This window comes from Epilithonimonas hominis, from assembly GCF_003730015.1.
GTDB classification, from domain to species: Bacteria; Bacteroidota; Bacteroidia; order Flavobacteriales; family Weeksellaceae; genus Epilithonimonas; species Epilithonimonas hominis.
This window is the reverse complement of the sequence record NZ_RJTU01000085.1, coordinates 20,258-41,039: the sequence shown is the minus strand read 5'-3', so window position 1 is coordinate 41,039 and position 20,782 is coordinate 20,258. Positions and strand designations below refer to the sequence as shown.

General features: G+C 35.8%; 22 protein-coding genes. 14 read left to right on the top strand and 8 right to left on the bottom strand.

What is annotated here, in order from left to right:
* The 3 genes from EGH73_RS13770 to EGH73_RS14055 all read right to left on the bottom strand — a co-directional run.
* Positions 1-369: hypothetical protein (locus EGH73_RS13770; RefSeq protein WP_148041717.1), on the bottom strand; the 369-nt coding region annotated here is incomplete at its 3' end.
* A gap of 14 nt (positions 370-383) precedes the next feature.
* Entirely contained in the window at positions 384-797 is a 414-nt protein-coding gene (locus tag EGH73_RS13765; RefSeq protein ID WP_123902416.1) for a hypothetical protein, read from the bottom strand.
* 11 nt (positions 798-808) lie between these two features.
* Entirely contained in the window at positions 809-2,458 is a 1,650-nt protein-coding gene (locus EGH73_RS14055) for a hypothetical protein (protein WP_184808115.1), read from the bottom strand.
* Between the two features lie 481 nt (positions 2,459-2,939).
* Between EGH73_RS14055 and EGH73_RS13755 the strand changes: the two genes are divergently transcribed.
* The 4 genes from EGH73_RS13755 to EGH73_RS13740 all read left to right on the top strand — a co-directional run bounded on the left by EGH73_RS13755 (position 2,940) and on the right by EGH73_RS13740 (position 7,315).
* Positions 2,940-3,824: a DUF4349 domain-containing protein gene (locus tag EGH73_RS13755; RefSeq protein ID WP_123282324.1), complete on the top strand. Its 885-nt coding sequence runs from the start codon at positions 2,940-2,942 to the stop codon at positions 3,822-3,824.
* 219 nt (positions 3,825-4,043) lie between these two features.
* Positions 4,044-4,415 (top strand): hypothetical protein, encoded by a 372-nt coding sequence (locus EGH73_RS13750; protein WP_148041716.1) that lies wholly within the window; start codon positions 4,044-4,046, stop codon positions 4,413-4,415.
* 142 nt (positions 4,416-4,557) lie between these two features.
* Positions 4,558-4,950, top strand: a complete 393-nt coding sequence (locus EGH73_RS13745) for a heavy-metal-associated domain-containing protein (RefSeq protein ID WP_123282322.1) — start codon at positions 4,558-4,560, stop codon at positions 4,948-4,950.
* A 43-nt stretch (positions 4,951-4,993) separates the two neighbouring features.
* Positions 4,994-7,315 carry a TonB-dependent receptor domain-containing protein gene (locus EGH73_RS13740; protein WP_245985543.1) on the top strand — a complete coding sequence of 774 codons (2,322 nt, stop codon included), beginning with the start codon at positions 4,994-4,996 and terminating at the stop codon, positions 7,313-7,315.
* 52 nt (positions 7,316-7,367) lie between these two features.
* Here the strand turns inward: EGH73_RS13740 and EGH73_RS13735 are convergent, their stop codons facing one another.
* The 3 genes from EGH73_RS13735 to EGH73_RS13725 form a co-directional block, all read right to left on the bottom strand.
* Positions 7,368-7,595, bottom strand: a complete 228-nt coding sequence (locus EGH73_RS13735) for a putative signal transducing protein (protein ID WP_123282320.1) — start codon at positions 7,593-7,595, stop codon at positions 7,368-7,370.
* A gap of 116 nt (positions 7,596-7,711) precedes the next feature.
* Positions 7,712-8,722 (bottom strand): quinone-dependent dihydroorotate dehydrogenase, encoded by a 1,011-nt coding sequence (locus EGH73_RS13730; protein ID WP_123282319.1) that lies wholly within the window; start codon positions 8,720-8,722, stop codon positions 7,712-7,714.
* 71 nt (positions 8,723-8,793) lie between these two features.
* On the bottom strand, positions 8,794-9,495 hold the full coding sequence (locus tag EGH73_RS13725; RefSeq protein ID WP_123282318.1) for a pseudouridine synthase: 702 nt from the start codon (positions 9,493-9,495) through the stop codon (positions 8,794-8,796).
* Between the two features lie 303 nt (positions 9,496-9,798).
* Here EGH73_RS13725 and EGH73_RS13720 point away from each other — a divergent pair, with 303 nt between their 5' ends.
* Positions 9,799-11,340, top strand: coding sequence for a glycine--tRNA ligase (locus EGH73_RS13720; protein ID WP_123282317.1), 1,542 nt, complete (start codon positions 9,799-9,801; stop codon positions 11,338-11,340).
* 80 nt (positions 11,341-11,420) lie between these two features.
* Positions 11,421-11,894 carry a YdeI/OmpD-associated family protein gene (locus tag EGH73_RS13715; protein WP_123282316.1) on the top strand — a complete coding sequence of 158 codons (474 nt, stop codon included), beginning with the start codon at positions 11,421-11,423 and terminating at the stop codon, positions 11,892-11,894.
* Between the two features lie 24 nt (positions 11,895-11,918).
* Here the strand turns inward: EGH73_RS13715 and EGH73_RS13710 are convergent, their stop codons facing one another.
* Entirely contained in the window at positions 11,919-12,353 is a 435-nt protein-coding gene (locus tag EGH73_RS13710; protein ID WP_148041715.1) for a hypothetical protein, read from the bottom strand.
* A 216-nt stretch (positions 12,354-12,569) separates the two neighbouring features.
* On the opposite strand from EGH73_RS13710, the gene pgi reads away from it, so the two are divergent.
* From pgi to EGH73_RS13670, 8 genes are all read left to right on the top strand, one after another.
* Positions 12,570-14,213, top strand: a complete 1,644-nt coding sequence (gene pgi / locus EGH73_RS13705; RefSeq protein ID WP_089769940.1) for a glucose-6-phosphate isomerase — start codon at positions 12,570-12,572, stop codon at positions 14,211-14,213.
* Positions 14,214-14,288: 75 nt separating this feature from the next.
* Positions 14,289-15,173, top strand: a complete 885-nt coding sequence (locus EGH73_RS13700; RefSeq protein WP_123282314.1) for a bifunctional 5,10-methylenetetrahydrofolate dehydrogenase/5,10-methenyltetrahydrofolate cyclohydrolase — start codon at positions 14,289-14,291, stop codon at positions 15,171-15,173.
* Entirely contained in the window at positions 15,166-15,798 is a 633-nt protein-coding gene (locus EGH73_RS13695) for a 7-carboxy-7-deazaguanine synthase QueE (RefSeq protein WP_123282313.1), read from the top strand. The genes EGH73_RS13700 and EGH73_RS13695 overlap by 8 nt, the downstream gene beginning before the upstream one ends.
* A gap of 12 nt (positions 15,799-15,810) precedes the next feature.
* Positions 15,811-17,178: an exopolysaccharide biosynthesis polyprenyl glycosylphosphotransferase gene (locus EGH73_RS13690; protein ID WP_123282312.1), complete on the top strand. Its 1,368-nt coding sequence runs from the start codon at positions 15,811-15,813 to the stop codon at positions 17,176-17,178.
* A gap of 29 nt (positions 17,179-17,207) precedes the next feature.
* On the top strand, positions 17,208-17,960 hold the full coding sequence (locus EGH73_RS13685; RefSeq protein WP_123282311.1) for an MlaE family ABC transporter permease: 753 nt from the start codon (positions 17,208-17,210) through the stop codon (positions 17,958-17,960).
* Complete coding sequence (locus EGH73_RS13680; RefSeq protein ID WP_123282328.1) at positions 17,960-18,772, top strand: ABC transporter ATP-binding protein; 813 nt, start codon at positions 17,960-17,962, stop codon at positions 18,770-18,772. Before EGH73_RS13685 ends, EGH73_RS13680 begins: the two co-directional genes overlap by 1 nt.
* Positions 18,773-18,803: 31 nt before the next feature.
* Positions 18,804-19,442 (top strand): outer membrane beta-barrel protein, encoded by a 639-nt coding sequence (locus EGH73_RS13675; protein WP_245985541.1) that lies wholly within the window; start codon positions 18,804-18,806, stop codon positions 19,440-19,442.
* Positions 19,443-19,658: 216 nt separating this feature from the next.
* On the top strand, positions 19,659-20,504 hold the full coding sequence (locus EGH73_RS13670; RefSeq protein ID WP_123282310.1) for an AraC family transcriptional regulator: 846 nt from the start codon (positions 19,659-19,661) through the stop codon (positions 20,502-20,504).
* A gap of 5 nt (positions 20,505-20,509) precedes the next feature.
* Here EGH73_RS13670 and EGH73_RS13665 read toward each other — a convergent pair whose 3' ends face one another.
* Positions 20,510-20,779, bottom strand: coding sequence for a lipopolysaccharide assembly protein LapA domain-containing protein (locus EGH73_RS13665; protein WP_123282309.1), 270 nt, complete (start codon positions 20,777-20,779; stop codon positions 20,510-20,512).
* Positions 20,780-20,782 lie beyond the last annotated feature (3 nt).

The window sequence follows — 20,782 nt, the reverse complement described above, 5'->3', positions numbered from 1 at the left end:
GTTTATCGGACGAGGATGATCTTTTATAATATTATCCTCATATTGCTCCTTTGTTACTTTATCAAACAAGCCTTTGGCTTCATCAATATTCCTTTCTAATCCATAAGCATTTTCCCAAGTGATTATCATTTTGGTCTTACTACCAAGAGTCTTTGGAGTAAACCAAAATTGTGTATCAGAGTAACAATCTGTGTAATTAGAGTAAAAACTCTGAGGATAAATTTTGATATGATTCAAAATTTTTTTAAAAGGCTTCCCAACGTATTTTTGTTTTTTAAGTTCAAAATGTTGTTTCAAGTAATTCAGAGTATCTAATTGAGCAAAATTTAGATTAGAAAATAAAAAAAAGAAGACATAGATTATTTTCATAATTTATCTTTTCATTATCTATAAGCCCTTATATCTTTTACTATTTTACTACCATAGAAATTTTTTTCATCATTCGTAAAATAAAATTTATTTTTATTTTGATAGTATTTAACATCAGTTGCCGGGATTGATTCCTGCCATTCTATAGTCAAATTAATTACATTATAAAATGAAGCATTCATAGTAGCAAATCTAAAATCTGTCGTAGTTCTTATATTCCTATTATTTAATGGACCTTGTGACCAAACTGTTTGCGGTTGAATTTGAGTCATTTTACTTAATAAATAAGAAAAAGGCTTCCCAATATATTCAGCTTTTTGAAGCTCGAAATTAGTTTTTAAATAATTTAAAGTATCTAGCTGAGCATTGGATTTAGCATAAGCTCCAAGTATTATAAGAACAAAGACTATTTTATTTATATTTTTCATAATTATTTTTTTTAGTAGTTGCATTCTGTTGTCTGTTCATAGGTTTTAACAAAGACCATAATACCTCCGGTGTTGATAGAAATTAGATTTTCTTTTACGAAAACCGGCTGATAATTTCCGCTTGCATCTTTATTACTCATTGCAATGCCTGTTCCATATTTGTTAAGTACAAAAGCCATTGCTAAATCATAAGCTTCATCATCTGATTTTCCAACTTTTATTTGTTGGTCTTTAATATATTTAAATTCATTCCCTATACTTGTTCCTTCTTTCCACGAAGCAGTCGCCGGGTCAAAATAAGTAGCTTTTGGATAAGTGGTTATAAAGGTGTCGAACTTGGTTTGGTCAGCAATTACAAAAACATAATCGTTATTATCCTGCGCAAATGTATTGTAAAAACTAAATTTAGAATTTGCCGCTCTTGCTGTAAAAAAATTATAGACATCTCCTGCAGAAGGAACATTATAAACGGAAGGAGTATGTGTATGTGCGGCTCCTACAACAAAAAAAGAGGAACTGGAAACATCTACGTCGACAGCATTTCCCCCTATCCCAGTTTTGACTCCAGTTACTTGTTCATTTCCTGAGGAATCAACACCGTATGAAAATCCTTTTTCCTGAGTGTCAGTAGATAACGTGGCTGTTATTTCAGCTTTTCTTCCCGCTGCCTTTGTTTTCTCAATAAATTCTTTTGCTTTAGTATTTTTAGTTGGGATATATTCACAAGGGGTAGGTTCTTCCGGTGGCTCAGGATTACAACCACCGGGAATTATTTTATACCAACCACCAGAAGAGCATTCAGAACCACCACCATCACCTGTTCCGCCGCCTTCACCGCCTCCACCATCTCCTCCTGTTCCGGAACCTCCACTACTACCTGAACCCCCTCCGGATTCAACCCAAATAATGCTGCAAAATACTGAGGTGCAGGAACCACACATATCGCAGTGTCCCCAAGAACTTGGACAATTACATTTATTGGAGTCACTTAATAAAAGACATTCCATCATCGGAACGGCGAAATTTGAAGTATTGGGATATCCATCAGAATGTTCCGCAACTGTCCTTCCGCTCGTTGTCTGAGATTTCATACTTAATTTCCCGTTTTTTATATATTTTGGAAGTAAATCATTCGGAAGTCGCACATAGTTTTGTGTTCCATAAACATAATGGTCTGCAAAAAGATAAGCAATCAATACTTCCTCTCTCATTGATATTGGAATAGTTGTGTCAAACACAAAACTTCTCAAAGAACTGTTGGTAATATTATTAAAATCAAAACTGCCATTCACTTTTTTTGCATAGATAACGGAAGACAATTCATCTTCATCCTTAGCAACTGGAATAATAATATAGGTTTCTTCTTCGGAATTTGATTTTGACAGGCTTTCTGTCTTTTTATCCGTTTTGATAATCATTTTGTCCCAAATAGGGATTCCTTTTCTGTCATTCAGACGACTAATAAAATTTGTTTTGGAGTTTTCATTATCTAGATAATGAAGAATTTGCTTTTGTTCTTCGGATAGTTTTTCAAGATTTGTTTTGAAAAATTCAGTCTCTCGTACTTTTTGCTCAGTTGTAATTGTATCAATTTCTTGCCTGCAGGCAAAGAAAAAAGTAATAATTATTATCGCAATAATTCTTAAATAGATTTTTTTCATACTTTTTTGTTTTATAGTTGATTCTAAATTAACATTTTTTCTTAAATGTAGAAAATTAATTTAATTTTTTTTTCATATAGAGCTAAATAAAAGCCAAAAATAATTTATTCACATATAATATTATTTTTAAGCATTTTTTTGCAGCCTTAAAAGTCTTTTGAGTTACAAAATTTCCTTCTTTTTTATTTAGCACGATATCTCTCTGAAAATTAGTTTTACAAAAAATTAAAAATCAACAAGTTAAAACATCAGTCTGGTTTACAAATAGATTCGGATTGATTTGCAAAATAGCTTTCATTTTAATTATCAATTTTGGAATAGGCAGTTTCGATTGATTGTCTGAGCGGAATTTGGAACGACTAAACCCGCAGCCCGACTTGAGTGGAGCTCTTTTTCTTTTTTGAATAAAAAAGAAAAAAGCGGGAACGGAAGGCGGATAAAGCTGCCCAAATAAAAATATTAATCTTTAAAATAATCTATTATGAAAACGAAAATCTTATCAATCAGTTTAATTGCCATTCTTTTGATTGGCTGTAATAAAGCGGAAAGAGCAGAAAGTGCTCACGATAATTCTGAAGCCAAAGATATGGCAATGGCTTCTGACAGCATTGCCGTCGTCGCATCACAAACGATAAAGGACAAACAATTTGTAAAAACCGCGGAAGTCGATATGGAAGTGAGGGATGTTTATGACGCAACCATTTCCATAGAAAAACAACTGGTTTCGATGGGTGGATTTGTAACGCAAAGCCGATTGGAAGCGCAAACGATGTCAGAAGACACTTATAATATTTCAGACGAATCGTCTATGTTGGTGAGAAAATATCAGAATCAGAATAAAATGCAGGTTAGAGTTCCGACAGAAAAATTGGGTGAATTTTTGACTTTCATTAATGACAAAAAAGTGTTTCTTAATTCCAGAATTATCTCTGCAGAAGATGTTTCTGCCGGAATAAGATTGGCAAAAATGGAATCTGAAAGACAAGCTAAAACTCAATCCAATATTTCTCAACTGAAAGCCGGAAAAGATAAAGTGAATCTTGATGACAACAATATGTCGGAAGCAAATATGCAGAAATATTCTGACGAAATTCTTGCCGATAATTTGAAATTCTCAACCGTTGATATTTTCATCAAAGAACCTAAAACAAGCGTTGCGAAAATCCCAATTATCAACACCAAAAACATTGACAACGAGTACAAATACAATTTCTTTTATGATGTGAAAAATGCTTTTGTAGAAGGATTTTACTTGATTCAGCAATTGTTTGTTTTTCTGATTTCTATTTGGCCAATTGTTTTGATTGGAGGATTGGTATTTTACTTTTTGAGAAAAAGAAAAGCGTTTGTGAAAACTGAGAAATAGGTTTTAACCACAAAAGGCACAAAAGCTTAACACTTAAGTTGATTTAATTGTTGAAAACAATTAGTAAAAATAAGTTCACATTAGTTTTTAAAATCAAAGATTTTCTTCTGATGTGAACTTTTCGCTGCAAACATTATTTAAATCTTAAGTGACTAAAGTGTTTTATAAAAGCTTTTGTGTCTTTTGTGGTTAATATAAATTTCATAATTTTGCAAAACGATGCTGAGAAAGTTTCAATTGACATTAATGATTTTCTGTTTGGGGATTTTTGTGTTTCCAAAGCAGAATTTTAATGTTCAGTTGGCGCAGAGTTCTTGTTGTGAAGCTCAGAAAGACAATTCTGACTGTTGCAAAAAGGATGAGAAAAAATCAGATTCTTGTCATCACGATTCCAAAAAAGAAAAAGACTGCAAAGACAATTGTACCACTTGCAAAACCTGCAGTTCAGGATTTGTTTTTTCGGTTGTTCTGAATAACTTCGACAACAAACTGAAAACGTTGGTTTTCGAAATCAATAATCCATTTTCTTACTATTCACAATCACCATTAGCAAGGTCTTTCAATATATGGCAACCGCCTAAATTGGGTTAATTTTAATTAACAATCTCTCGCTGATTAAGCAAATCTTGCAGATTTTTCTGAAAATTAATCTGCTAAATCCGTAAAATCTGCGAGAATGTAAAACTTCAAGATTTTTATAAAATCTTAATTCAAACCATTAAAATTAATCAAAATGAATACAATTATAAAATCAGGAATTTTATTCCTTTCCATATTTCTATTTTCAAATTTTTCTGCTCAAACCAAATCTTTCAAAGCCAAAGTAGAAGGCAACTGCGGAATGTGCAAAGAACGCATCGAAACTGCTGTTAAAGCTGATAAAAATGTAAAATCAGCTGACTGGAGTATGAGCAAAAAAGTCTTGACCGTGAGTTATGACGCTTCTAAAACTGACAAAAAAGCAATCCTGAAAAGCGTAGCCGAAGTTGGTCACGACAACGAAATGTTCCGTGCTTCTGACAAAGCTTACGATGATTTGGACGCTTGCTGCCAGTACGACCGTCCTGACAACAGCAAAAAATTGGCAAAAAACGCTGATACAAAACAAGTCTGCGATCTTAAGTAATTAATTAAAATTTTTGACGATGAATTATTTAAGTAGAAAACTTATGTTTTCTGTGCTGCTCGTTTGTTCGATATTTTCATTCGCGCAAACCGTTACAGAACAGTTTTTGGTAAAAGGAAATTGCAATATGTGCAAAGAACGAATCGAGAAAACAGCCATAAAAGCTGGCGCACAAACAGCCAACTGGACCGCAGAAAATCAAACTTTGACGATGACGCTTGACGAATCAAAAGTGAAATGTGACGATATCCTGAAACAAATCGCTGAAGTTGGTCACGATAACGAGAAATTCAAAGCACCTGAAGATGCATACAAAAACTTGCCTGCGTGTTGTTTATACACAAGAGGTTCTGATTTTGAAAAACCGAATGACACGCTTGAACATCATTCAGATTCTGATAAAAAAACGAATCAGATTGAAGGTGTAATGCTGACGAGAGAAAAAGAAGCAACGGCTATCAGTAAAAAAGAAGCGGGATTGATTTTCAATATCAGCTCCAAAGAATTGTTGAAAGCGGCTTGCTGTAATCTTTCCGAAAGTTTTGAAACCAATGCGACTGTGGATGTTTCGTTCAGTAATGCGGTCACAGGAACTAAGCAATTGAAAATGCTCGGACTTGACCAGAAATATACACTTTTAACCAAAGAACAATTACCTGAAATCCGAGGATTGGCTTCGCCTTATGGGCTCAATTTTATTCCTGGAAAATGGATTGGCGGAATCCAATTGACAAAAGGCGGAAGTACCGTTGTAAATGGTTACGAAAGTATCACAGGACAAATCAATACGGAACTTCTGAAGTCTCACGACGATGATAAAAAATCGGAAACTGAAATCAATTTATTCTCTGATAACAATGGTCGTGTGGAAGCCAATGTGACGAGTACATCTCAGATTTCTGACAAATGGACTCAAAGTGTTTTGCTTCACGGAAACGGAACTTTTGGCGATACAGATATGAACGATGACGGTTTTCTTGACAGACCAAAAGGAAGTCAGTTAAATGTTGCTTATCTTTTGAATTACAATGATTTGGAGAACTCTGGATTTGCTTCGCACTTCGGAATTAATTATCTGAAAGACGAAAGAACAGCAGGACAAATCGGATTCAATAAAAGGATTCCACAGAAAGACCAATCGCTTTATGGTGTTGGTATTGATATTTCGAGATTTCAATTGTGGAACAAAACGGGTTATGTTTTCAAAGGAAAACCTTATCAAAGTCTCGGCTGGATGAATCAATTGACTTATCATCAGCAAGATAGCTTTTTCGGATTGAGAAATTATTTCGGGAAAGAAACGTCATATTACTCTAATTTGATTTTCGAAAGTATCATCGGAAATACAAATAATAAGTATAAAGTTGGTGCGAGTTTCCTTTATGACAAATACGATGAAGATTATCTTTTGGACAATTACAAGAGAACCGAAACTGTTCCGGGATTGTTTGCAGAATATACTTTGACAGGCGAAAAATTCACTTTGGTGACAGGTGCTCGTGTTGATTTTCACAATCTTGCAGGAACGCAATTTACACCTAGAATGAATTTCAAATATGATTTGACCCCGAAAACGATTTTCAGAATTTCTGCTGGGCGAGGTTTCCGAACTGCGAATATCTTTGCAGAAAGTCAGTCTTATTTTGCATCCAATCGTCAAATCCAAATCATCAATAATGGTGGCGAAATCTATGGTTTGAAGCCAGAAATTGCTTGGAACTATGGCGTAAGTCTTCAGCAGGAATTTAAATTGTTTGGAAGAAAATCGACTGTTTTAGCTGATTTTTTCAGAACCGATTTCCAGAATCAGGTGGTGACAGATTTGGATGAATCCGCTCAGAAAATCTTGTTTTACAATCTTGAAGGAAAATCGTTTGCGAATAGTTTCCAAACACAATGGGATTTTCAGCCTGTGAAAAATCTGGAATTCAGAATCGCTTACAAATATTATGATGTCGCATTAGATTACTTGAGCGGATTGAAAAAAGTTCCGTTTATGGCGAAACATCGTGGATTTGCTAACCTGGCTTATTCAACCAATAAAACTGAGAAAGGCAGATTTTGGAGTTTTGACACGACTTTAAATTTAGTTGGAAAACAGAGACTTCCGAATACAAAATCAAATCCGACAGAATTTCAGTTAGGTGATTATTCGCCAAGTTACGCCACTTTGAATGCTCAGATTTCCAGAAACTTTTCTGAGAAAATCAGAGTTTATTTAGGTGGAGAAAACTTAACCGGTTATCAGCAAAAAGTTGTAATTCTTGACTCAGCAAACCCTTTCGGAAATTACTTTGATGGCGGAATGGTTTATGCACCGATTATGAAACAGAATTTCTATGTTGGTGTAGATTTTAAGTTTTAAATCTTTAAAAATAATTATTAAAAAACCTCGTCGATTTGACGAGGTTTTGCTTTTATTGATTGTCTTTATTATAAAATTCAGTCATCAATTCATTTGCTTTTTCGAAGTCATTTTCTGACACTTTTAGCTGAACGCCGCCACTTGTATTGTTGAAAAGATTGTAAGTATTCGCTAAAATATTTCCGAAAACATAAGTTTCAATGTCATTGGTTTCCAGGAAGATTTTAAGAATTTCGGCTTCTATTTCTGTATTGAAAATCTTGAGTGTGATGAGTTCCATAAGTAATTTTTATAATTTAATTTCAAACGCTTCGACTCCGCTCAGCGTGACATAGTAAACTTTCTTTAAGAAATGTCAGTCTGAGCGGAGTCGAAGACTTTATTTCTCTTCAAATATTAAAGCTTTTGTTTTAGAATCGCTTTGTTGATTTCATTAATCAATTCCGGACCTTCATAGATAAATCCTGTGTAAAGCTGAACAAGACTTGCTCCTGCTTCCAGTTTTTCCAATGCATCTTGCGCAGTATGAATTCCGCCAACGCCGATGATTGGAAATGCTTTTCCGCTTTTTTCGGATAAAAACCTAATGACTTCTGTCGAACGTTTCGTTAAAGGTTTTCCGGATAATCCACCCATTTCGGATTTGTTTTCTGAAATCAAATTTTCTCTAGACAAAGTTGTGTTTGTTGCAATAACACCTGCAATCTGAGTTTCTTTAACAATATCAATAATATCCAAAAGTTGAGAATCACTCAAATCCGGAGCGATCTTCAGAAGAATTGGTTTTTGTTTTGGCTTTTCAAGATTGAGATTTTGAAGCGTTGATAATAGCTCTGTCAAAGGTTTTTTATCTTGAAGTTCACGTAGATTTGGTGTGTTGGGAGAACTGACATTGACTACAAAATAATCTACGAAAGGAAATAATTTTTCGAAACAGATTTTGTAATCGTTAACGGCTTCTTCATTTGGAGTGACTTTATTCTTTCCAATATTTCCACCAATCAGAACATTTTTATTTTTTTTCAGACGTTCTATTGCTTCATCAACACCACCGTTATTGAAACCCATTCTGTTGATAATTGCAGAATCCTCTTTCAGTCGAAACAATCGTTTTTTATCATTTCCAGCTTGAGGTTTCGGTGTCAAAGTTCCGATTTCTATGAATCCGAATCCAAGGTCAGACAATTCATTAAACAAATTGGCGTCTTTATCAAAACCCGCCGCTAATCCAACAGGATTTTTAAATTTCAATCCAAAAACTTCACGCTCGAGACGTTTGTCTTCAATTGGTTTTGGTAGAAATAATTTGGCTAGAAATCCAAAATTCTTCAAAAAAGAAAATGTAAAATGATGAACTTCTTCGGGATCGAATTTGAAAAGTATCGGACGAATTAGGCTTTTGTACATCGGAGAAAAGTTTTACAAATTTAGGTTTTTGTAAGGACAATTCTTCCAATTTATAAGGATTTCTCGGTAAACTAAATATATTCCTGAAAATTGAAACCTAAGATTTTTCCTATTTCTAAAAACCCAGGATTCACATTCAGAGTTGCTCTGAGGGAAATGTTCTGATTGGTAACAGGATGTTTAAAATTAAGCTGATGAGAATGCAGCGGCATTGCAGTCACATTAAAACTATTAAGCCACAGCTTATTCTGTTTATTGCAACCGTGTTTTCTACAGCCTAAAATCGGATGTAAAATATGTTTGAAATGTTTTCTTAACTGATGAAATCTACCAGTTTCGGGAATCGCTTCAACAAAAGAATATCGAGAAGTTGGATGTTTTAGAAATGGTAGATCGATTTCAGAAATTTGCAGACGACGATAATAGGTGATGGCGTTTTGGACGATTTCATTTTCATTGGTCAAATCGTAATCAATTGTTTCTTCCTCTTTTGTCCAACCACGCAGAATCGCCAGATATTTTTTTTCCACTTCACGATTCATAAACTGGTCACTTATTAGTTTAAGAGTTTCTTTATCAAAAGCAAACAGTAAAACACCCGAAGTTTTCCGGTCCAAACGATGCACAAGATGAACCTTTTTGCCAATTTGATTCGTTAATTTCTCTACCGCATATTCGTCTGCTGGGCCGGCATATTTTGACTTATGAACCAAAAGTCCGCTCGGTTTGTTGATGGCAATAAGGTAGTCGTCTTGATAAAGAATTTCTAACATTGGGCAAAAGTAGAGATTTTCTGTAGAATCAGTTATTACGTAAGACAAGGATTCTAAGGAATGGGGAAAAGTAACTAGTCCTGATTGACTCATTGGTTATATGGTATTTATAATGAATCGTCGAAGCTCATAGTTCGCTTTGTAGTGGAAATCCCACAGCAAGCTATGGGAAAGCTTGGCGCGAGGAATTGCAACGGATAGCAGGTTCCCGGCTCCTAAAAATGAATCTGTTAAAAACTTCCTCCATCCATCTTCCAACTTCCTACATTTTCCTTATTTTTGCTCTTCAATTCAACATAAATTATGGCAAAGCAAGAAGATGTTTTCAAAAAAGTGGTTTCCCACGCTAAAGAATATGGTTTTATTTTTCCTTCCAGCGAGATCTATGACGGACTTTCGGCCATCTACGATTACGGACAGAACGGTGCGGAACTGAAAAATAATATCAAACAATACTGGTGGAAAGCGATGGTTCAGCTGAACGAAAATATCGTTGGGATTGATTCTGCCATTTTTATGCACCCAACCATCTGGAAGGCTTCCGGACACGTGGATGCGTTCAACGACCCGTTGATTGACAACAAAGATTCTAAAAAACGTTTCCGTGCGGATGTTTTGGTAGAAGATTACTGCGCTAAAATCGAAGACAAGGAAAATAAAGAAATAGAAAAAGCGGCTAAGAGATTTGGTGACGCTTTCAACAAAGCTGAATTTGTAGCGACCAACCCGAGAGTTTTGGAATACAGAGCAAAAAGAGAAGCCATTCTTTCCAGATTGGCAAAATCTCTTGAAAAAGAAGACTTGGCAGATGTAAAAGCTTTGATTGAGGAATTGGAAATTGCTGACCCGGATACTGGTTCTAAAAACTGGACGGAAGTGAGACAATTCAACCTAATGTTTGGAACTAAATTGGGTGCTTCAGCAGATTCTGCAACTGACCTTTATCTAAGACCAGAAACGGCTCAGGGAATTTTTGTGAATTACCTAAATGTTCAGAAAACTTCTCGTCATAAACTGCCTTTCGGGATTGCTCAGATTGGTAAAGCCTTTAGAAATGAGATTGTTGCGAGACAATTCATCTTTAGAATGAGAGAATTTGAGCAGATGGAAATGCAATATTTTGTTCCACCTGGAACTGAGCTGGAATTCTATGAGCAATGGAAAAAAACGCGTCTTAACTGGCATTTGGCTCTTGGTTTAGGCGAAGATAATTACCGTTTCCACGACCACGAAAAATTGGCACATTATGCTAATGCAGCGGCCGATATCGAGTTTAATTTCCCTTTTGGATTCAAAGAACTGGAAGGAATCCACAGTAGAACGGACTTTGACCTTTCGGCTCACGAAAAATTCTCCGGTAGAAAAATCCAATATTTTGACCCGGAAAGAAATGAGAATTATGTGCCTTACGTTGTAGAAACTTCGGTTGGTCTGGACAGATTGTTCTTAGCAATTTTCTCCAACTCATTAAAAGATGAAGTTTTGGAAGATGGTTCCGAAAGAACTGTTTTGAGTTTACCACCAGCTTTAGCACCAGTAAAAGCAGCGATTTTGCCTTTGGTGAAGAAAGATGGTTTACCGGAATTTGCTGATAAGATTTTCAATGATTTGAAATTTGATTTCAATGTGATTTTTGAAGAAAAAGACAGCATCGGAAAACGTTACAGAAGACAAGATGCGATCGGAACACCTTTCTGCATCACAGTTGATCACGATTCTTTGAATGACAATACTGTAACTTTAAGATACAGAGACACAATGGAACAGGAAAGAGTTCCGGTTTCTGAACTGAGAAGAATTATTGATGAGAAAGTGAATTTCAGAACGTTGCTTTCTAAGATTTAAGTCTTTGAGAGCATCAGACTGATAAAAATTAATAAAATAAAAATCCCGACATTTGAGTTCGGGATTTTTTATTTTAAGCTATGAATAAACCAATCACATTTTCCGCAGAAATCCAGCAACACCAAGACATCAATGCTGCTTTTGTCAATTTTCCATTTGATACCGTTGAATTATTCGGCAAGAAAGGACAAGTTAAAGTGAAAGTTCTGCTAGATGATAAAGTGGTGTACAGAAGCAGTCTTGCCAATATGGGCGGCGGTTGTCACAGATTAGGATTGACTCAGGCGATTAGAAAAGAATTAGGGAAGACATTTGGAGACATTGTTGAAGTTAAACTTTGGGAAGACAAAGAAGAACGGATTGTTATTGTTCCCAATGATGTTCAGGAATTAATTAATCAAAACGAAAAAGCGAAAGAATTCTATGATAAAATGTCCTACACTTATAAAAAAGAATACATCCACTGGATTGACGATGCCAAAAAAGAAGAAACCCGCGAACGCCGGAAAGTGAAAATGATAGAAATGCTTCTTACGGGAAAAAAAGGGATTTAAATATTTTCAAATCCCCTTTTATTTTTAATTAAGATTCACCCTTACGAGAGCTATCTCATTGTTATCCTGACTGATAATCAGAGAATCTCCTTTTGACTCTGCAGAAATTCCGCTTCTTTCATAAAGCTCACCCTCCGGTGTTTTATTTTTAAAGTCTAGCTCAAATTTTCTGTTATTGGCTTCTATCAAAATGGTTTTAGAACGTCCGTTATTCATAAATGTCGCCTTAGCACGGCTGCCGTCCGAAGCTTTGTAAGGATAGGAATACGAACCGTTTCTATTACCATCTATTTCTTTTTCCACAGAAGTGGTGGTCATACTATCTTTTTGTCCGTTGTCATCTACGGTTGTTGTTTCCGATGAATAGGTTTCTTTCATCATTTTACTGTCCTGATCTTTTTTGCAGGATAATAGAAGGCTTAGCACGGGTAGGCTTAGTAGGAGGAATGTTGGTCTCATCGATTCTGATTTTAAATTTTCTAAGCAATATTATCAAATTGTTTTCCAAAACAAGAAATTATCTCATAAAATTACAAATCTCTTTTGTTTAATCATCCGTATCGGCAAGAATAAAATATCCTCGAAAAACAAGATTAAAACTGCTGCTATATTTTTTCTTAAATTTGCAGGTCAGATAAAAAGATCTCACTTCTTCTAATATAAATATCTAAAAGAATGTTACCAAAAATAAATCCGATACAAACGAAAGCATGGAAAGCCCTGGATCAGCACTTTGCAAACCACGATTTTGAGTTACGATCACTTTTCCAATCTAATCCTAACCGATTCAATGAATTTTCGGTAAAAACCGATTCCTATCTTTTCGATTTTTCAAAAAACCTCATCGATTCCAAAACTCTGGACTTACTTCTCGACCTTGCTGAAGAAGTTAAGCTTAAAGAAGCGATGGAAAAAATGTTTTCCGGCGATAAAATCAATGAAACTGAAGGAAGAGCAGTTCTCCATACAGCTTTGAGAGATTTTTCCAATAAAGAAATTCTGGTTGACGGCCAGAATATCAAACCAGCCATAAAGAAAGTTTTGGATCATATGAAATCTTTTTCAGAATCCGTTATTTCTGGCGTTCACAAAGGTTTTACCGGCAAGGAAATCACAGATGTGGTCAATGTGGGAATCGGAGGGTCAGATCTTGGTCCGGTGATGGTTTGTTCTGCATTAAAACATTTTAAAACAAGGCTTAATGTTCATTTTGTATCCAACGTAGATGGCAATCATATGGCCGAGGTTGTGAAGAACCTGAACCCTGAAACCACTTTGTTCATCATTGCTTCCAAAACATTTACCACACAGGAAACTATGACCAATGCCAACTCAGCAAAAGAATGGTTTTTGAAATCTGGTGCTAAAAATGAGGATGTCGCCAAACATTTTGTGGCATTATCAACGAATATTGAAGCTGTAAAAAAATTCGGGATTGCAGAAGCAAATATTTTTGAGTTCTGGGATTGGGTTGGTGGCCGATATTCGCTATGGAGCGCAATCGGATTGAGCATTGTTCTATCCATTGGCTACGAAAATTTTGAACAACTGCTTAGAGGTGCGTATGAGACCGATGTGCATTTCCAGACCAAAGATTTTAAAGAGAATATTCCTGTGCTGATGGGGCTTTTGGGAATATGGTACAGAAATTTCTATGCAGCTGGAACCTACGCGATTTTGCCATACTCACAATATCTTGACCGTTTTTCGGCCTATCTGCAGCAAGGTGATATGGAAAGTAATGGAAAATCTGTGGACAGAAATGGCGAATTCGTGGAGTATGAAACAGGCCCAATCATCTGGGGAGAACCAGGAACTAACGGTCAGCACGCTTTTTATCAATTAATCCATCAGGGAACAGAGTTGATTCCTGCGGATTTCATTGCTTATGCAAAATCTCCGAATGATGTTGGCGAGCATCAGGATATCCTTTTAGCAAACTATTTTGCGCAGACAGAAGCTTTAGCATTCGGGAAAACGGAAGATGAAGTTTTTAATGAATTAAAGTCATCTGGCAAAACGGAAGAAGAAATCGAAAAACTATTGAACTATAAAATTTTCTCAGGAAATACGCCTACCAATTCTTTCTTATTTAAGGAATTGACGCCATTTTCATTAGGACAATTAATTGCTTTGTACGAGCATAAGATTTTTGTACAAGGTGTGATCTGGAATATCTTCAGTTTTGACCAGTTTGGAGTTGAATTAGGAAAGGTCTTGGCAGGAAAAATCCTTCCAGAGCTGGAAGCCGATGGAAAAATTGAAACCCACGATAGCTCTACAAACGGATTGATTAATTATTATAAATCAAATCGATAAATTATGAAAATGGCTTGTTGGGAAAGGAACATTTCATTTTTTTTAAAATAAATCTAAAAGTAAAAAGAAAGAACAATGGCAAAAATTCTAGATGGACTAAAAGTCTCAAAAGAAGTAAAAGCTGAAATCAAGCAAGAGGTAGAAAAAATATTGGCTAACAAAAGAAGAGCGCCACATTTGGTAGCGATTCTGGTAGGAAATAACGGCGCCAGTAAAGCCTATGTGAACAGCAAAGTAAAAGACTGCGAAGAGGTCGGTTTCTCCTCTTCGCTTATCAAATTTCCAAACACAGTGTCTGAGGCCGAGCTGTTGGAAAAAATTGACGAGTTGAATAAATCAAAAGATGTAGATGGATTTATCGTGCAGCTGCCGTTGCCTAAACAGATTGATCAGGAAAAAATCATCATGGCAATAGACCCGCGAAAAGACGTCGATGGTTTTCATCCGGAAAATTTCGGAAAAATGGCACTGGAGATGGATACTTTCTTGCCAGCAACGCCATTTGGAATATTGACATTATTGGAAAGATATAACATCGAAACCAAAGGTAAGAATTGTGTCATCATTGGCAGAAGCAGGATTGTTGGAAAACCAATGAGTATCCTGATGGGAAGAAAAGATTTCCCGGGAAACTCTACGGTGACGCTGACACACTCTTACACAGAACATATAGAAGATTATACAAAACAAGCCGATATCGTGATAACAGCACTGGGCGACCCGAATTTTCTGAAAGGAGAGATGATTAAGCAAGGTGCAGTGATTGTGGATGTCGGCATCACAAGAGTAGATGATGATTCGGAAAAAGGGTATCATCTCGCAGGTGATGTAGATTTTGACAGCTGCGCAGAAAAAGCAAGCTGGATCACTCCGGTTCCTGGCGGAGTGGGTCCAATGACGCGCGCAATGCTGATGAAAAATACTATTATCGCTTATAAAACTTCGGTTTATAATGACTAAAGAACAAGAAGAATTACTATTAAAACAAGGTAAAATGCTCCCGGTGATGGAGCATTTTTACACTATTCAAGGGGAGGGATTTCACGCCGGGAAAGCGGCCTATTTCATCCGCTTAGGTGGCTGCGACGTAGGCTGTCACTGGTGCGACGTGAAGGAAAGCTGGAATCCAAAACTCCACCCCTTGATGGATGCCACAGAGATAGCGGAAACGGCAGCAAAATATTGTAAAACCATTGTTCTGACCGGTGGCGAACCACTAATGTGGAATCTGGAAATACTTACATCCCGGTTAAAAGAATTAGGTTGTACCATTCATATCGAAACATCTGGCGCATATCCTATGAGCGGTCATCTGGACTGGATCACTCTCTCGCCGAAGAAAACAGGACTTCCACTGGAAGATATCTATAAAGTTGCCAGTGAACTGAAAATGATTATTTTCAACAATAATGATTTCAAATTTGCTCAGGAGCAGCAGGCTAAAACCAATGATAACTGCGTGTTGTATCTCCAAAGCGAATGGAGCAAACGCGATGCGATGTATCCTAAAATTACAGATTTTATTCTTGAAAATCCGGAATGGAGGTCTTCTATCCAAACGCATAAATATCTAAATATTCCTTAATTTCGGAAGTTTATGCAGCGACTAAGATATTCTAGATATTTCAAATCCTTCGTGATCCTACTAGATATGATTCTGGTAGCTTCAGTTTTCGTTTCATATTACCGAATTAATTTTGAAATCAAATATGATTCGGAGTCTCTGGAGCAAAACATACTTTCTGTTTTATTATTATGTTTTTTCTGGCTTTTACTTAGCGCAAGGACAAGATTATATCACATTCCTAGAAATATTACCTATACCATATATCTGGAGAGAATCATTATCCATGTTTTTTTCTTTTTTATTGGGGTGGTTCTGCTGGGAAAAGTCAGCAATAATGATTTCCTGAAAACGGAACGTTTCTATCTGGCGATTATCTTGGCATTAATTGTAATTCCTATAAAAACACTGATATTTTTTCTTTTGAAATATATCCGGAGTATCGGGAAAAATCACAGGAATGTTATGTTTATCGCAGAAACGGCATCTACCAATGTTCTTCGAGACATCATAAGAGAGAGAAAAGATTTCGGTTTCAGAATATATGATTACTCAGGAAATATTAATCTGGAGTATATTGCGAAATTTTGGAAAGACAATGGCATACATACCGTTTTTATCCCATCAGAACATACATTGGAAAAGAGTTTCGAAGAAGCGCTTTTTCATCAGGCAGAACTTAATAAAGTGAAAATTTCCTTGGTTCCGAATACTGTACAGAATGATTTCTTTGAGTTTGAATACAATTACATCGGAACTGCTCCGGTTCTTACACAAACAAAAAATCCATTAGATATTTTTACCAATTTTTTTGTTAAAAGGCTTTTCGACATTGTTTTTTCTTTATTAGTGCTTATTTGTATCTGCACCTGGCTATTTCCGATTATTATATTACTGATAAAATTGGATGGATCCAAAGGCTCTCCCTTTTTCATTCAGGAACGATATGGTTATCATGATAAGGTTTTCAAGTGCTTCAAATTCAGAACAATGAAAGTCAATATTCTGTCATCTAAAAAAACGACCGATCCAAATGATCCAAGAATTACCGAGATTGGCAAATTTCTTAGAAAAACAAGTCTGGATGAGATGCCACAATTTATCAATGTTTTATTAGGAAATATGTCTGTTGTTGGGCCTCGGCCACATATGCTTTTGGTGGATGATTTTTACAAGCCGAAGATCAGCAGATACAGTTTGAGAAGTATGGTAAAACCAGGTATTACCGGCCTTGCGCAGGTAAGCGGACTGCGGGGCGACGCAGGTGATATGAACATCGAGATGAAAAAAAGAATACTTGCAGATTCTTTTTATGTCCGTAATTGGAGTTTTAGTATGGATATTGTAATCATTTTCAAAACCATTTTTCTGATTATTACCGGCGATAAAAAAGCGCATTGATTGTTAGAAAAAAAACCTAATTTAGCTTTATGTTAAAACGACTATTTGAATCCGTAGGAGAATATTTTCTATTGTTGGGAAAAGTCCTAAACAAGCCTCAGAAAAGAAATGTATATCTCAAGCTGCTGGTAAGAGAATTTTATGACCTCGGCGTCAATTCCTTTGGATTGGTATTATTCACATCTTTTTTCGTAGGGGCGGTTGTTGCTATTCAGATGTATAATAACTTCAGCGCATCATCTTTTCCTATCCCTAACAGTTTTATTGGTTACGCAACCAAAGTGGTGTTGATTTTGGAGTTCTCACCTACCATTATTTCTGTTATACTTGCTGGAAAAGTTGGTTCCTACATCGCTTCGAGCATCGGGACAATGAGGGTTACAGAGCAGATCGATGCTTTAGACATTATGGGTGTCAATTCTCCCAATTTTCTTATTTTGCCAAAAATTATAGCCAGTGTGATATTTAATCCACTACTCATTGCAATCAGTATTGCTGTAGGAATCTGGGGCGGATATATTGCCGGAATCGCAACTGGAAATTGGACAAAAGCAGATTATATAACAGGTATCCAGATGTATATGCCATCTTATTTTATCTGGTACGCTTTTCTGAAAACAGCTGTATTTGCATTTCTAATAGCTACAATTCCTGCTTATTTCGGTTATAATGTAAAAGGCGGATCTTTGGAAGTTGGACGTGCCAGCACACAAGCTGTAGTATGGACTATGGTTTCTGTAATTATAATGGATCTATTACTAACCCAAATGTTGTTAAGCTGATGATAGAAGTTAAAGATTTAAGAAAAAGTTTTGATGGGGTAGAAGTTCTGAAAGGTATTTCCACAACATTTGATACCGGCAAAGTAAACCTGGTAATCGGGCAAAGCGGATCCGGAAAAACAGTATTTCTCAAGTGCCTGCTGAATGTTTTCGAGCCATCCAGCGGAGGCATTCTCTTTGATGGAAGAGATATTGTACAGATGTCCCGAGATGACAAACAGGCTTTGCGCTCAGAGATTGGAACCGTTTTTCAGGGAAGTGCGCTTTTCGATTCCATGACTGTTGAAGAAAACATCAGTTTCCCTCTAGATATGTTTACCAATCTTACTTACCGAGAAAAGAAACGAAAAGTTTTGGAAGTAATAGGTCGTGTCAATCTTCAGAATGCTAATAAAAAATTCCCTTCAGAAATCTCCGGGGGAATGCAGAAAAGGGTTGCCATAGCAAGAGCTATTGTTAATAATCCAAAGTATCTGTTCTGCGATGAACCTAATTCGGGCTTAGATCCTTACACATCTAAAATAATTGATGATCTTTTACTGGAAATCACCAAAGAATATAACACCACTACTATTATCAACACTCACGATATGAATTCCGTGATGACGATTGGGGAAAAGATTCTCTATCTGCGATTGGGCATAAAAGAATGGGAAGGCAATAAAGATATATTAGCAACAGCAAAAAATAAGAACCTTTTGGATTTTGTTTACTCTTCAGAGCTTTTTAAGCAATTAAGAGAATTTATGCTTGAAAATGATCAGACAAGTCTCTCGCATAACAGCAACAATACCGAAAAAAAGGAAAAATAATTCACTAATTTTAAATTAAAATCAATTGAAAATGAATAAAAAACTGATCAGTGCAATGACCTTATTCCTAGGAATGATGGCTTATTCACAAGTTACTGTAGGATTGAGAACCAATGCTTTAATAAATACTTCATCTGCAAGCTGGGATAATTTTAAAGGCGCTGTTAATACAGCTGTTGATTCAAAAGGTGATAATGCAACAGGATTCAATGTTGGATTGGCTTTTAAAGTAGATTTACCTGCAAGTGGGTGGTTTGTAATGCCAGAAGTGTATTACACATCTTTCAAAAATACGGTAGAAACTACTGGCGATGTAGAACTAGAAGCCAAAAGCAATAGAATTGATGTTCCTGTTTTAGTTGGACATAACTTTTTACTTGGAAAATTAGCTGCTTTTGTAGGACCAGTTGCATCATATAATTTATCAAAAGACAATACTTTTGGAGACTTCAAGGAAAATGGAACTAAAGAATTTACTGTAGGATACCAATTTGGAGCGCAAGCAACGTTGTCTAAATTTGTTGTCAATGCAAGATATGAAGGAGCTTTTTCTAAAGATTCTCGAAAATTCATTAACGCAGGCGCTGGAGTTCCAGGAAGCGAGACAGAAATCAGATACGATAATAGACCTAGTATGTTTATCCTCGGTATCGGTTATAATTTCAAATAATTGCAACTCAGAAAATATGAGAAGGCTGGAAATCACTTTCCAGCCTTCTTCATATATAGACCTTAAAAATTCACAAAAATTACATTCTTTTAAGAAATCATTTTTGTAATACGAAAATATGCGCTTTTATTCAACAATTGTTTAACATAATAAACAAAAAATTGAACAATATTAACATGTTTTCTTTATTTTTGTTTTTAAAGAACATTAACTTGAATGAAGGTTATACTCGAACATATTTCACCAGACGAAAACAGTTCATTTCGTGTGCTGCATATCAAAGGAGTTCCTATTTCTGAACTCAACTGGCAATATCATTATCATTCTGAGATTGAGATCGTTTGCGTTTTGCATGGAAAAGGAACAAGACACGTAGGCTATCATAAAAGCCATTTTGAGGATGGCGCACTGGCTCTAATAGGCTCTAATATTCCCCATTCTGGTTTTGGGCTCAATGCTACAGATCCGCATGAAGAAATCGTAATACAGTTCAAGGAAGACATCCTTTCCCTACCAGAGGGAGAACCAGACACTAATGCTGTGAGAAAGCTGTTGGAAATATCAAGGTACGGCGTCCTTTTTTCCTCACAAGTAAAAAAACAACTCATTCCAAAACTTGAATTGATAGCTGAAGCTGAGGGTTATAAAAGGTACTTGCTACTTTTAGAAATCCTTTTTGAACTATCAAAAACAGAGGATTTTGAATTAATGAATACCGAAGTGATGCCTTACACAATCGTATCTAGAAATAGAAATCGTTTGGAAGCTGTATTTACATACGTAGAAAACGGTTACCAGAACGAAATTGATATTATGCAGGCCGCACATCTTGCTAATCTCACGAAACCCGCATTTTGTAATTTTTTCAAAAAAGCCACATCGCTTACCTTTGTTGAGTTTGTTAATAGATACAGAATAGACAAAGCTTGCATATTGCTTTCTCAAGAAAAAAGCATAGCAGAAAGCTGCTATGCTACAGGTTTTAATAATATTACTTATTTTAATAAGATTTTCAAAAAATATACAAACACTACTCCAGGACATTTTATAAAAAACTTATAGTCTTTTTAATAAGTCCTGGTAATATCGGTTTGCACTTTCTGTTTTTCAAGTTCAGCTTTCTCCTGCTGAAGTTGCTTTAATTCGCGTCTGATCTGAGCGTCTTTTACAGCACTGCCTTTGCTAATATATCCTACTAATCCACCTATAATAAGACCAATGCCAATCCCACAAAGTGATCCATAAACCACACGTAGATCTACCGCCATATCATTCAGGTAAAAAAGAAGACCTCCCAAACCGAATAAAATGATACCAATAATTATTAAACTTTTCATAAT